Source organism: Bacillus vallismortis, from assembly GCF_040784915.1.
GTDB lineage: Bacteria > Bacillota > Bacilli > Bacillales > Bacillaceae > Bacillus > Bacillus subtilis_G.
In genome coordinates, this window is the sequence record NZ_CP160797.1 from 2160721 (window position 1) to 2176109 (window position 15389).

2 protein-coding genes are annotated in these 15389 nt (G+C 46.9%); both read right to left on the minus strand.

Annotated elements, in window-relative coordinates; translation table 11 throughout:
* Positions 1–16: 16 nt before the first annotated feature.
* Positions 17–7684: an amino acid adenylation domain-containing protein gene (locus ABZM97_RS10280; protein ID WP_367386821.1), complete on the minus strand. Its 7668-nt coding sequence runs from the start codon at positions 7682–7684 to the stop codon at positions 17–19.
* A gap of 19 nt (positions 7685–7703) precedes the next feature.
* Positions 7704–15386, minus strand: a complete 7683-nt coding sequence (locus ABZM97_RS10285) for an amino acid adenylation domain-containing protein (protein ID WP_367386822.1) — start codon at positions 15384–15386, stop codon at positions 7704–7706.
* Positions 15387–15389 lie beyond the last annotated feature (3 nt).

Consider the following 15389-nt stretch of genomic DNA (forward strand, 5'->3'; position numbering starts at 1 on the left):
TCCCTGTCATAATTTTCTACAATTCTTCCACCAAGCTGGATATACTGTCCAAATCCTCTGTCGTTAATGATTGACTGCTAAAATCGCTCAGTGTCTTTTCTGCTTTCTGTTTACCGGCGCAGTGTTTCATAATGTCCAGCAAAAAGTGTTCGATCCTGTTGATAAGCTGCTCCATTGTGTTTCGATGAAAGCGGGCTGGCGGATAACTAAGATTGAAATGAAGCTTTTTGTCTGCTGCCATAGCACTTATCTCAATGATTTGCTCACGCTTCCATGTAAGAGTGATATCCGTTCCGCTTCCAAGACTTGATGGGCGGAAACTGCCCTGTCTTTCTATGTCATTGAACTGACCCAAATAGTTAAAGCTGATTTCAGATATTTTTGAAAACGTAATGCTTTTGTTTTTAGGGTGTGTGAGGTATTTCAGCATACCGTAACCCACCCCTTTGTTTGGTATCCGGCCCAGTGTATCTTTTACGGTTTTTACTGCCGTCCCGAGCTCATTCCTATGATTTTCAAAGCTTATGAGGGCCGGGTACATGGATGTAAACCAGCCGACCGTCCGGCTGATATCTAACTCCGGCATAATGTGTTCTCTTCCGTGTCCTTCCATAGCGATTCGGAGCTTGCTTGCGCCTGCCCATTCACAAATCGCCAAGGAAGCCGCGGTTAACAGAATATCTTGTGTATCTGTACCATAGGCGTGATTGACGTTTTGCAGCAAAACGTCAGTGTCTGCTTCAGAGAGTGAAAAGCTTACCGAGTCCCTCTTGCAGTAGCCGATGTTCTCTTGAAGCGGCATTTCATATGGCAGTTCCGCAGCTTGCTGTTCTTCTGCACTTCGCCAATACGCCTCTTCGCGAATCAGCTTGCTGCTTTGGGCATATTCCTGAATCCGTCTGGCGTATTCTTGATAGGAATCAGTTTTAGGCGGAAGCTGAATCGCCTGGCCAGAAGCCGCTTGTTGGTACCCTGCTGACAAATCCTCCAGCAAAATCCGCCATGCCACACCATCAACAACAAGATGATGGATTGCAAGGAACAAGTAATCTCCGGTCAATGTTTTAAACCACACGGCATGTAACAATGGTCCTTCCTGCAAATTGATGCTTTGCTGAAGATCTGCAACTTCTTGTTTGATTTGTGTTTCCCAATCGCCTTCTGTCTGTGAAAGATCAGATATTCTTAAACTATATAGCTGTGATTCATGTATGCTTTGGTTGATTTGAGTCCACCGCCCGTCATCGTTGCGATAAACCATCCGAAGCGCATCATGATGCTCCGCCAGTTTTTTTAAGGATGCTCTAAGAGCGTCTTCAGACAAACGGTCAGAATGAAAAAGCATGACAGACTGATTGAAATGGTGTCGTTCTTCAATATCTTGTGAAAGAAACCATTGCTGAACAGGCGTCCATGGAACATCTCCTTCAACGTGTCCTTGCTCTATGATTCTTTCTGTCTTACGGATAAATGGTGATACGTCTTCTATCTTTGGATGACGGAATAAATCACTTACCTGCAGGCTTAACCCGTGGCGTCCGAGGCGTGCAGAAACTTGAAGGGCCTTGATTGAATCTCCGCCCAATTCAAAGAAAGAATCCTCTATTCCGATCCTCTGGATGCCTAGAACCTCCTGCCAGATCAATGCCAGCTGCTCTTCAAGTTCGTTGCGTGGCGGGACGTACGTTTGTTTAGATGCAAAATCTGGTTCAGGCAGTGCTTTCCGGTTCAATTTGCCGTTTGATGTGAGCGGAAGCGTATCCATTTCAATGATGTACGCCGGAATCATATAATTTGGCAGTGAACGCGCGAGAAGAGAACGCACTTGTTCAGCATTCGCGCCTGCTTTCACACTGATGTAGCCAAACAGCTCTTTGCTCCCTGTCTGTCCTGTACGTGCCAAAACAGCTGCTTCTTTGACCCCCTCTATTTGGCGAAGTGCTGATTCGATCTCACCCAGCTCCACCCGGTAGCCTCTGACTTTTACTTGATCATCAATACGGCCAACGTACTCAATTGCGCCATCGGGAAGCCAGCGCGCCAGATCACCTGTGCGGTACAGTCGATCGCCAGACGCAAATGGGTTTGGGATAAATTTCTCTCTCGTTAAATCAGGACGGCCCAAATATCCTCTGGCGACGCCATCTCCGCCGACACAAAGTTCGCCAACAGCTCCGATCGGCTGCAGCATTCCCCATTTATTTAAGATATAAGCGGTGGAATTACCAATCGGCCGCCCGATCGGAATGGAAAGTTCATATGTTTTTTGAATGTGAAAGCACGTCGAAAAAGTTGTATTTTCGGTTGGCCCATATCCGTTCCATATCGATACTTCCGGGCAGACATTTTTAATTCGATTGATGTGGCTCACCGACAAAGCTTCTCCGCCAATAATCAGATGGTTCAGCTGTGAAAATGTTGTCTCATTTTGCTCTGTCAAATGATTGAATAGAGAAGATGTCAGCCACATCGTTGTGATCCCGTGATGTTCTATGTATCTCTTAAGCTGATGGGGATCGAGAAATGCCTGTTTCTCGGACAGGTGCAAAGCTGCCCCATTTAGCAGCGGTCCAAATATTTCAAATGTCACACCATCAAAACCGATAGATGATGTCATGAGAAGACGGTCTGCAGGTGTAAATGCAATATAATTGCTGTTTTTAACAAGGCAAATGACACTTCGCTGCTCAATCATGACACCCTTTGGTTTACCGGTTGATCCAGAGGTATAAATGATATAAGCGAGCGAATGCGGCCCTGCAGACGATTCAATATTCGTCGTTTCTCCCTGCTTTTGAATGTCTTCGATTATGATTTGTTCACATTCAATGTCTAATAGCCGTTTGTCGACTTTTTCAGATTGAAGAAGGAATGTCGCTCCGCTGTCTGACAGGATGTAAGCTATTCGCTCAACAGGCAGATCAGAAGCGATAGGCAAATAGGCTCCCCCCGCTTTTAGAATACCCAGCATTCCGGCTATGAGTTCTGGCGTTCGTCCTGCCAACAAGGCTACGACTCGATCAGGCCCGACTCCCTTTCTCTGTAAAAGTGAAGCAATTTGATTTGCCCAGCTGTTCAGATCCGCGTAAGTTAACTCTTGTGTATCGCTGACAATTGCTATGGCATTAGGCGTTTGTTCCGCCTGCATTTCAAAGAGCCTGCTGATGGTTTCATTTCTTGGATATTCTATTTTTGTACGATTGAGCTCATGGATAAGGTAATGGGTCTCATCCTCATTCAGTATATTTATTGTTCCGAGAGCGGCTTTGCTGTCTTGGATGATGGAGAGTAACATATTGATGAAGTATTGAAGCCACTTTTCTATCGTTTTTTTCTTATATAAGTCCGTACTAAATTCCATTTGGAACGTCAGCAAACCCCGGGGCTGTTCGTGAGCATACAGGGTTAAATCAAATTTTGACGTTTGATGCCCATTGTTTGCTGCAGGTTTTAGATGCAGTTTATCCAAATGAATCGATTCCTGATCCATATTTTGAAGAACAAACATCACGTCAAACAGCGGATTCCGGCTCATATCCCGCGTCACTCCAAGCTTGTCGACAAGCTCTTCGAACGGATAATCCTGATGTTCATACGCTTCCAATGCAGTGTCACGTACTTCCTGCAAATACTGCACAAACGGCTTCCCGCCCTCCGGGCGTGTCCGAAGCGCCAACGTATTCACAAACATGCCGAGTATCGGCTCAAGGTCCTTGTGCGGCCGGCCGGCAATTGGCGATCCGACGATGATCTCTTCCTGTCCGCTTAAACGTGATAATAACGCTGTGTAAGCCGCCAGGAGCACCATGTACAGTGTGCTTCCATTCTCCCGTGCCAGTGTATGAAGACCTGATGCGGCCTCTTGATCCAGCGTAAACGAGACCTTGTCACCGGCGAAGCTCCGCACCGGCGGGCGGGTATGATCAGCCGGGAGATCCAGCACCGGCAGCTCGCCCTCGAGCTGCTTCAGCCAGTACGCCTCCTGCGTCTGGTACGCGTCTCCTTTTTTATATCCTTCCTGCCATACGGCGTAGTCTTTATATTGAATGTGAAGCGCCGGGAGTTTCCGGTTGTTGTAAAGCGCCCCGAATTCCCGAATCAGAATGTTGACGGAAACACCGTCTGAAATAATGTGATGCATATCAACCAGCAACAGGTGCCGCTCATCTGATACCTGTACGACTTGGGCACGGAACAGCGGCGCTTGGCTGAGGTCAAACGGCTGGATAAACGCGGCTGCGGCTTCCTGTTCGGTTTGTTCGCCGAGGACTGCTGTCTGTAATGTAAACGGCACCTCGCCATGGATGCGCTGCACCGGCTCGCCGCCTTCGTCCTGTTCGAAGGATGTCCGAAGCGACTCGTGGCGCTTGATCAGCTCTTGGAAAGCCCTGTCCAGCCTTTCGGGGTCCAGCTTCCCTTCCAGCTCTAACACAGCCGGCATATTGTAGCCTGTCCCTCCGTCCTCCAGCTGTTGAAGGACATAAATCCGCTTTTGGGCGGAGGAAACCGGATAGGTCTCCCGCTGTTCCGCCGGCTTCATCGCTTCATAGGGACTGTCCGTTCCTTCACGGATAACGGAAGCGAGCCCTTCCACCGTCGGATGGGCAAATACATCTTTCAGCGGCACCTGTACATCGAATTCTTTGGCGATCCGGGACACAAGCGCGGTGGCTTTTAAGGAATGTCCTCCGCGGTCAAAAAAGTTGTCGCGAATCCCGACAGGTCCGTTTTTCAGCACGTCTTCCCACAGCTGGGCAAGCTTCATCTCTGTCACATTTCTCGGCGCCGTGTAGGTCTCTTCATCTGCCGCTCCGTCAGGAGCTGGCAGGGCGTTTCGGTCAAGCTTTCCGCTTGGCGTAACCGGCCATTGTTCCATCTCTATCATATGAGATGGGATCATGTAGCCGGGCAGAAGCGTTTCAAGCTGCGCCCGCACCTCATTTCTTCCGAGTCCTTCTGCATAGGCGCATAATTCTGGCTCGCCGCTGTCTGTCCGTACGGTAACGGCTGCCTCCCTTACGCCTTCTATGCTTCTAAGTGTTGCTTCAATTTCTCCGGGCTCAATCCGGTAGCCTCTGATTTTGACCTGATCATCCAACCGGCCGAGGAATTCAATATTCCCGTCAGGGAGCCAGCGCGCCACATCCCCGGTTTTGTACATGCGTTCACCCGGGTAAAACGGGTCCTCGAGAAAACGCTCCTCCGTTAATACCGGCCGATTTAAATAGCCTCTGGCAACACCCGCTCCGGCGATGTACAGTTCGCCGGCGACACCGCAAGGCTGTACGGCTAAATGCGGATCTAAAACATATAAACGCGCACCGGGTACAGGCTTCCCGATCGGAATCCGCAAGCGATCCCTGTCTCGCTCTGGGTCCAATACGTAAAATGCCGCGTCTACCGTTGCTTCTGTCGGCCCGTAGCCATGGATCAGCGAAACCTGCGGCAATAAAGAAGCAAAACGGGCTGCCGTATGGGGCGCAAGCGGTTCACCTCCGGCGAATACACGCTTCAGGCTTGTCCCGTCACCCAACGATTCCATTTCCGCTTGATCCAGAAAGCTGTTCAGCATAGCCGGAATAAAATGAACCGTCGTCACTTTTTCCCGATGAATGGATTTTACGATCAATGCCGGGTCTTTCTCCCAGCCGGGCGGAAGCAGATAAGCCGAAGCGCCGGAAAGCGCCCACCAAAACAGCTGCCAGACAGATGCATCAAAGGAAAAAGAGGTTTTCACCAGGACAATGTCCTCTTCCTGAAGTGGAAACTGGCGCTGCATGCCGGTCAAAAAAGAAACGGCATTGCGGTGCTCAACGGCTACCCCTTTTGGCTGTCCAGTGGAGCCTGACGTATAGATGACATAGGCGAGAGAACCGCTGTCAGCGCGAGCAAACATATGACTTTCTGCTTTTTCGTTCGCAAGAGATGCCATGTCAACTTCAAGTGTCTCTCCGGAGAAGTTCGGTGCGGAACATCCCGGCTGCGTCAGCAAGAGAGCTGCGCCGCTGTCTTTCAGCATGTAGCTCAGCCGCTCCTCTGGATATGCGGGATCAAGCGGCAAATACGCCCCGCCTGCTTTCAATACGGCAAGTACAGCTATCAGCATGTCAGGTGACCGCTCAGACAGGACACCGACGATGCTTTCCTTCGTGACACCGCGTGCCGCGAGGCGCGCGGACAGCCGGCTGGCATACATGTCAAGCTCAGCGTATGTCAGCGAACCGCCGGAAAAGCGGATGGCTGGCCGCTCCGGTGTGCAAGCCGCCTGTCGTTCAAACAGTCCGTGCAGGGTTGGGGCTTTAGGCGAAACGGATACAGACCTGTTATTTTGAGAAACGATTTTCCTTGTTTTGTTCTCATCCAGCAATGTCATCTTTGACACGGAAAGAGTTGGATCAGAGATGATGTCAGAGATCATGTGCTGTAAATAATCTTTTATCTCAGACATCATATTTGATTGATAAGCGCCAGTATGAAAATGAATCCGAACGTACAAGGTACGGCCTGGGATCACTTTGACACTGCATCTATAGTTGGTCTCCTCTGCCATCTCAAAATCTTTAACGGAGAAATCAAATGATCCAGCCTGATTCAGCCCTTCAATCTCTTGCTGGGTAGGTGTATTTTCAAAGACGATAATATGATCGATAAGCTCTTGTTTAAGAGCACTCTGTGCCTGAATGTCATATAAAGGGAAGTAACTATACGCTTCTGCTTCAGTCATATCCTTTTGCATCCTGCTGACTAGGTCAGAAAAAGAAAGGGAATCACTTTGGACTCGAATAGGAATGGTATTGATAAAAAGGCCGACCATGTTTTCCACATCTTTTAGCTCAGAAGGTCTGCCTGATATAACTGATCCGAACACAACATCGCCGCAGCGATTGAACTTTTGGAGCATGATTCCCCATAAAGCTTGGAAAACAGTGTTTAGCGTCGCACCAGTCGCTGTTGCGATTTTCTGTAATTCGGAGGTTTCTTTTTCAGAAATAGTGAACGTGATCTGCTGTAATGTCCCATCTGGCATTTGATCTGTTCTTTTGGGCAGAGGCGTCGCTTTTTCGAAATGCAGAAGCCTTTTTTTCCAATACTCAGCTGCTTCTTCTCGGTCTAGCTGCATCAGCCATTTAATATACGTCCCGTACGGCTGTACGGGAGGCAAATCAGGAACCTGTCCTTTTCCGAGCGCTTGATAAATGTGGAGAAAGTCTTTAATAACAATGCCTAAACACCAGCCATCCATTAAAATATGATGATGGCTCCAGATACAGATATAACGATCAGGCCCCCATTTCAAAATAGTTATTCTCATCAGTACATCCGTTTGGAGATCGAAGCCTCTGGATTTATCCTGTTCTTTGAATGCCTCGGTGCAATGTTCTTTATCTCTTTCATTGAGATGGGAAATATCTTCAAAATGAACATGGCAAGGACGATGCTTGAGCACGACCTGGCGAGGTTTGGCTACATTTTTATAGATGAACGCTGTTCGGAAGATTTCGTATCTGTCAAAAACACCATCCATACTTTTTTGGAAACGCTCCAAGTCAAGCTGTCCATGTATCGTAAAAGAAGCCTGTTCAAAATAAGCTCTTGACTGTTCATCATACAGTGAGTGAAAAAGCATCCCTTCCTGCATAAATGACAAAGGGTATATATCCTTTATTTCGGGTTGCTGCGGCATCAGTATGAATCTCCTCTCCCTATAGTTTGTTGACGACTCCCATAATCTCACTCAATTCATCAAGCGTTAAATCTTCATCGGTGAAGTCAGATGCGCTCCATTCTCGGTTTTCTTTGCCCGTACAATGCTCAATGATGTTTTCCAGAGTCTGTTTAAAATGCCCGGCAAATGTTTGGATTGTTTTTTCCTCAAATTGAAGCCTGTTATAGATGATGTGCATGTTCAGGCAACCCGAAGAAACAGCTCCGCTGATATCCAGAGCATAAGGCCGCGCCCAGTTCGGGCTGATCTCATTTTCTGGTTTGATGTCAGAAACCTCAAAGGCTTTTGATTGAATATCCTGATCAAACTGGCCTAAATAATTAAAGCTGATTTCCGGGGTGTTTTTCTCAGAGCCCCATCTTTTGCTGATATATTTCAGCACACCGTAGCCTGCGCCTTTATTCGGTATACGATGCAGCATATCTTTTGTCTGTTTAATAAGATGGCCCAGCCGTTCATCTTTGTTCTTGTGATCAGAATCGCTCATATCAAGCCACACAGGATAAATCGAGGTGAACCAACCGACAGTTCTGCTCATATCAATGTCCGCAAGATATGACTCCCTTCCATGGCCCTCCATGCTGATTTTAAACTGGTCAGAGCCCGTCCATTGTTGTAGAGCAAGACCTAAAGCTGTCAGAAGGATATCATTCATCTCCGTGCTGTATGCTTTATTTGCAGCAGTTAACAATAATTCGGTGTGATGGCGGGACAGCTCAAATTCAATCATTTCTGTATCTTTGAATAGGTTAGGCGCTGCGTCATTGTCTTTAGGAATAGGTTGAATGCGACGGTTCTCGCGCTCTTCCCAATACGCTGCTTCGCGCTGCATCTGGCGGCTTTTAGAGTAGTCAGCTATTCTTTGTGAATACGTTAAATATGAATCTGTTTTTTGCGGCAGTTTAATAGATTCTCCTGAGACTGCCTGTTTGTAAGCTGTTGAAAAATCCTCGAACAAAATGCGCCATGAAACCGCATCAATAACCAAGTGATGAATCGTCAGAAACAAATGGTCACTATTTTCGGTTCTAAACAATCCAGCGTGAAGCAAGGGGCCGGTTTCCAAACGAATATGCTCCTGCATCTGGCTGGCGACTTCCTTAATCCTGTTATGTGCTTCTGTTAAGTTACCCTTTACATCAAACAGTTCAAGAGAATATAGCTCCTTATCTGGCAGATCTATCCCTTTATTTATCTGAACCGGCCTGCCATTTTCATACCGGCATACGATTCTCAGTGCGTCATGATGAGTCACCAGGCTTCTTAGCACCTTTCTAAGCGCAATTTCATCAAATCGTTCAGTCCGGTTGAGCATAACGGACTGATTAAAATGATGCATCTCCAGAGATTGCGAGAAAAACCATTGCTGGACAGGTGTCCAAGTGATTTCGCCTTCTACCGGACCTTGGTCAATGACGTGTACGGCTTTTCGAACATGAGCGGACAGTTCACCCAGAGTCTGATGTTCAAACATCTCACGTACTGTCGTTTCGAATCCGCGTTGCTTCAGTCTGGCGCAAACTTGCAGCGCTTTAATAGAATCTCCGCCAAGTTCAAAGAAATTGGCGCTTATGCCCAGCTCATTCACATCAAGAAGCTCCTCCCAAATATCAGCCATTACCTTTTCGATCTCATTTCTAGGGCTGATATCATCAGCAGTATAAGCATGTTTATCAGGTTCCGGCAGTGCTTTCTGATCGAGCTTTCCATTAACAGTCAGCGGGATGTTGTCAATCTGTATTAAACGAGCGGGCAGCATAAAGTCAGGCAGCATGGTTTTTAGAGAAGCACGGATGTCTGATGTACTCGCCGCCTGTCTATCTTTTGTCACCAAATAAGCATAAACAGCTGTTTGCCCTTGCTCATCTTTTCTTGTGATGACAGCCGCCTCTTTAATAATCGGAAGCTGAAGAAGCGCCGCTTGGATTTCGCCTAACTCGATACGATGCCCTCTGACTTTAACCTGACCATCAATGCGGCTTACGTATTCCAGCTCGCCAGTTGACAGGCGTTTAGCAAGATCTCCCGTTCGGTATAATCTGTCCCCCGGAAGATACGGATTGGGTACAAAACGGTCAGCGGTCAGCTCATCTCTGTTGAAATATCCCCGTGCTACGCCTTCACCGCCTATATAAAGCTCCCCTGGAACTCCGATCGGCTGCAGATTCATATGAGCATCCATTACATAAGCCTGCAGAGTTGAAAGAGGCCGTCCGATATTGCTGTTATTTTTTGCAATGTCTGCTGCGGACAATTTTTTGAATGTTACATGCACTGTTGTTTCTGTAATACCGTACATATTGATTAGTTCAGTATGAGGATATTTACCATTCCAGCTTTGAAGCATGCCGGGCTGTAAAGCTTCGCCGCCAAAAATGACGTACCGGATGTTTAATCGATCCGGATGGTTTTGATCTTCATGCATCAGGCCGTAAAAAGCAGTCGGAGTCTGATTGAGTACAGTGACGCGTTCTTTTTTTAACAATAATCGGAATGCATGGGGGTCACGGGCTGTTTCTTTAGAGACCACGACTAGTGTACTTCCGTTCAATAACGCACCGAACATTTCCCATACAGAGAAATCAAAGCAATATGAATGAAAGAACGTCCAGACGTCTTCATGGCCAAATTCAAAAGGCAGGTTTTGATGCTTTAAAAGACTGATCACATTGCGGTGCTCGACCATGACGCCCTTTGGCTTGCCCGTCGTTCCGGATGTATATATCACGTATGCCAGCTGATCCGCCAGAGTTTCTTGGCTTTTTAAATCAGACGGAATTGAATCATTTTTAGCTTCATCGATATACAACATTTCCCCGCTGTAGTCTGCAGGTTTATTTTGTCCGCGCTCTGTCAGCAACAGTTCTGTCCCGCTGTCATTGAGCATAAAGCTGATACGGTCCCGAGGATATTCAGGATCAATTGGCAAGTAGGCCCCTCCCGCTTTTAAAATTGATAAAATGCCAATGATCATATCAGGTGACCGATCGAGCATCAGACCGACGATGTCCCCAGTGCCGACCCCTTGTTTGATGAGCATAGCAGCTGTCCGGTCTGCTTTTTCTTTCAGGTCTCGATAAGTAAGCTGAGAGTGGCCGCACACCACTGCGATATGATCAGGATGTTCAGCCGCTTGCTTTTCAAATAAGCTTACAATGTTTTCATTTCTCGGATAAGCTGCATACTGTCCCATTTTTTCAAGGAGCAGCTCTCGCTCTGCAGCAGGTAGCAATTGCATTTCCGAAATTCTCATCTCGTTATTTGTTATTACATTTTTCACCAGTTCAGTAAAATAGGATGCCCATCGCGCAATGGTCTCTTCTTCAAAAAGAGCGGTGTTGTATTCAAAACGGCAGCGAATTCCGTCTAAATGCTCCTCAGCGTGTAATGTCAAATCGAATTTGGATATATCGTGTTTTGGAGTGACAGACAAAATCGATAGACCTGGCACTTCAAACTGGAAATCTTCACTGTTTTGAAGCACGAGCATCGCATCGAACAGCGGGTTGCGATTTACCTCTCGATGTGTATCGAGCTTATCTGCCAGCTCTTCAAAAGGATAATTCTGATGTTCATAAGCTGTCAGAGCCAGACGGCGAATATCCTGCAAATACGAGCTGAACGTTTTGTGGCCCTCCGGCTGGCTGCGCATCGCTAATGTATTTACGAACATCCCGATGACGCGCTCCAGATCAGCGTGCGGTCTTCCGGCAGCGGGCGAGCCGACAACAATATCCTCTTTCCCGCTAAGCTTGGATAGCAAAATAGAATAGACAGCCAGAAGTATCATATACAACGTTGTTCCCGTTTCAGCCATTAAACGGTGCAGCTCATTTGCGGTGTCTTGATCAATGTTTACTTCAATTGTTCCGCCGCTGAAATCAGGGAGACGCGGTCTAGTTTTATCAAGCGGTAAATCTAATACAGGAAGACTCCCGCCAAGCTGATCAAGCCAGTAGGCCTCCTGTTTTCTGTATAGGTCTTTCGGGAACTTCTCTTGCTGCCAAACAGCAAAATCCTTATAATGCAGATTTAAAGCTGGCAGTTCCTTTCCGCAATATAAGTCAGTAAATTCTTGGACAAGCGTGCTCATCGAGACACCGTCGGCAATGATATGGTGCATATCGAGCAGCAAAAATCCGTGGTTATTGCCCATTGAAATGACACATGCTCTAAAGAGCGGACCGGCCGATAGATCAAACGGTTTGATAAAGGACTCGATTGCAGACTCAAGCATTTGTTTTGATTCCATTTCAAGCTCTTTCAGGTCAAAAGCCATCTCTGGATAAATGATTTGCACGGGCTCTCCACTGTCAAGCACAAAAACAGTCCGCAATGTTTCATGCCGATTCACAAGTTCTGCGAGAACTCTTCTCAACCGCTGGCGATCTAGATTTCCGCACAATTCAAGTACAGCGGGCATGTTATAGCCTGTGCTGTCACCCGCCAGCTGATGAAGAGCATATAATCGTTTTTGCGAGAAAGACAGCGGATAGACCTCTCTTTGCTCCGCAGGCTCAATCTGTGTAAAAGCATGTTCTTTTAAGCTCATCAATTTGACTGCCATGCTTTCAATTGTCGGGTAAGAGAAAACCTCACTGAGCGGCAGCTCGACATGAAGCTTTTTATGTATTCTTGATACGAGTGCGGCCGCTTTTAAGGACTGTCCGCCTAGTTGAAAGAAATCATCACGAATGCCGATTTTCTGTTTATGCAGCACATCTTCCCAAATCTGTGCGAGATCAGCTTCGATTAAGGTTCGGGGCGGCATGTATGTGAGAGCCGCATTGTTTTTTGGTTCAGGAAGTGCTGAACGGTCAAGTTTCCCGCTGGATGTTAATGGCATTTTGCCGATGTTGATAATACTTGCGGGAATCATATAGGACGGCAATGTCCCAGCAAGATGGCGATGCAAATCCGGAAGACTGCTTCCCTTTTCCGGAACGATATAAGCAATAAGCTCCTTGTCCTCAGCAGAAACATCACGAGCCAATACCGCTGCTTCCTTCACCCCCGGTGCCTGTCGAAGAACTGTTTCGATCTCTCTCAGTTCAATGCGGTAACCCCTCATTTTTACTTGATCATCAAAACGTCCAATATATTCAATCGTTCCATCCGGCAAAAAACGGCCTGCGTCACCTGTTCGGTATACACACTCCCCTTCAAGAAACGGGTGATCGGAAAAGGCTTTCTCTGTCAGCTTCGGCTGTTTGTAGTATCCTCTGGCAAGACCTGCGCCGGAAATACACAGTTCGCCCGTCGCGCCGATCGGCTGCATTTGATTTCCGTGTAAAACAAATACTTTCGTGTTTGCAATCGGGTGTCCGATTGTGATCCTCTCTTTTTCGTTCAATTGACGCAAAATGGTTGTTGCCACACTGTTTTCTGTGGGTCCGTATTCATTTGCCAATTCTGCAGAAGGACAAATCTTTTCACTCATCTCAAGCAGATCAGGCGTGACCGCTTCACCTGCAAATGTCACAATACGAAGACTTTTTGCATCTTCAGCAGTCATCACCTCCAATAACACCCGGTACAGAGAAGGAACAATGATCATGTGACTGACCTTATAGCGTTCTATCTTTCTCTTGAGGGCTAGCACATCCTTTGCTTCGTCATCCGTTGTCAGCAGTACGCACGAACCGGATAAAAGCGGGGTAAACAAGCTCGTCACACAGCCGTCAAACACATATGAAAACAAATGGAGGGATATATCCTGTTCGGCCATGCCATACTCTTCCCGTCTCCATTGCAGTGTATTGGCAATACCTTGATGATCAACGAGAACACCTTTTGGCCGCCCTGTCGTTCCCGACGTATAGATTAAGTAGGCAAGATCACCAGGCGGCACATCTGGAGCCGCTGTTTGGTGCCTTTCTGTACGTTCTATCGGTATCATTTCCCCTTCATAGTGCGGCGGGATGAATGTCATAAGGTCTTCTTCTATCAGCAATTGAGCCGCTTGACTGTCCTTCAGCAGGAAAGAAAGACGTTCTTCTGGGAAATTTGGATCAAGCGGCATATAAGCGCCCCCTGCTTTCCAAATCCCGAGCAAAGCTGCAGGCATTTCCATTGACCGCCCCATCATCACAGCGACGATATCTCCAGATCCAACGCCTTTTTCTATCAGGGCGTGCGCAATCTGATTAGCTCTTTCATTTAATTGGCGATAGGTCCAGTATTCATCACCCATTTTCAATGCGGCAGCTTCAGGCGTTTTGTGAGCTTGTTCCTCGAACAATTGAGATATTGTTTTGTTCGCATAAGAATGCTTTGTTTCGTTAAACAATTGGATAAGCTTTTGTTCCTCCGGCGGCACGATATTAATGTCGCTGACGGCAATATCGGGATGTGTGACAATGCAATCCAGCGCTTGCTTTAGATGGCCTTGAATCCGCAGCATCTCTTCACGTTCGTAAACGGCTGCGTTGTAGCTGAATTTAATATAAAATGATTCTCCCGGTACGATAACGATATTAAAGTCGTAATTGGTTTGCTCTGACATTGAAATGTCACCCAGCTTCAGCGCATTTTCCTCATTTTCGCTCTCAATGCGTAATGCCTGATCAAGCTGTACAGGATAATTTTCAAAGACAAAAATATGATCGATCAAACCTTGCTTTAATGGACTATGGTTTTGAATGTCATAAAGCGGGTAATACCCATGCTGTTCAGATGATAAAATATCCTCCTGCACGGCTTTGACCAGCGAAGAAAACGTCATGCCCTCCGCAGATCGAATTCGCACTGGGACCGTATTAATAAACAAGCCGACCATTGATTCAATCCCATCAATCGCTGACGGGCGTCCTGAAATAACGGAACCAAAAACTGCATCATCAGCTGCGTTATATCGGTGCAGAAGCACGCCCCAAATACTCATAAACAACGTGTTTAGTGTAACTCCCCAATTCTGCGCGGCCTCAGTCAGTTTCTTAACCATTTCCGGCGCTAAAGAAAAGCTGATCTGAGCAGCTTTATAATCCCCGTTCGTTGGGCGGCGCTTTATCCGGGGAATAGAAGCGGTATTGCCGTATTCCTTCAAATATCCGCTCCAGTAAGCGGCAGTCTCTTCTTGATCTTGTTCTCCAAGCCATTCAATATAACGGCTGTACGGTACCGTGCTTCCAAGCTGCACAGGCCTGTTATTGCTGAGTGAATCATACATGCTGAAAAACTCTTTAAGAATAATGCCGAGGCACCAGCCATCCATGATGATATGGTGATGTGTCCATACACACGTATATTTGCTATCGCCTCTATCAAAAAGGGCAAGACGCATTAAAGGATCTTTTTGCAAATTAAATCCTTTTTCCCGATCCTTGGTCATAAATTCATCGATCAGGGCCTGCTGTTCATGATCAGCCAAGTAAGAAAAATCTTCTCTATACACTGTCAATTCGCGGTTTGATAAGACTACCTGCTGCGGCCCTGTAAGATCTGGTACTTCTTTAATAAAAATCGTTCTGAAAATATCATATCGGGAGACAAGAAGGTTTAAGCTCTTTTGAAACGAGTCGATACATAGACTCCCCGTAATCGTAAACGAGGTCTGTTCCACATAGGCTTTTGAGCTGAAATCCATCAGTGAATGAAACAGCATTCCTTCCTGCATGTGTGATAACGGATAAATATCTTGAATTTGTGCCGATTGTGCCATCAA

Excerpts from the sequence above, each read along its gene's own strand:
- ABZM97_RS10285 (WP_367386822.1), bottom strand. The coding sequence starts at position 15,386 with ATGGCACAATCGGCACAAATTCAAGATATTTATCCGTTATCACACATG.
- ABZM97_RS10280 (WP_367386821.1), bottom strand. The coding sequence starts at position 7,684 with ATGCCGCAGCAACCCGAAATAAAGGATATATACCCTTTGTCATTTATG.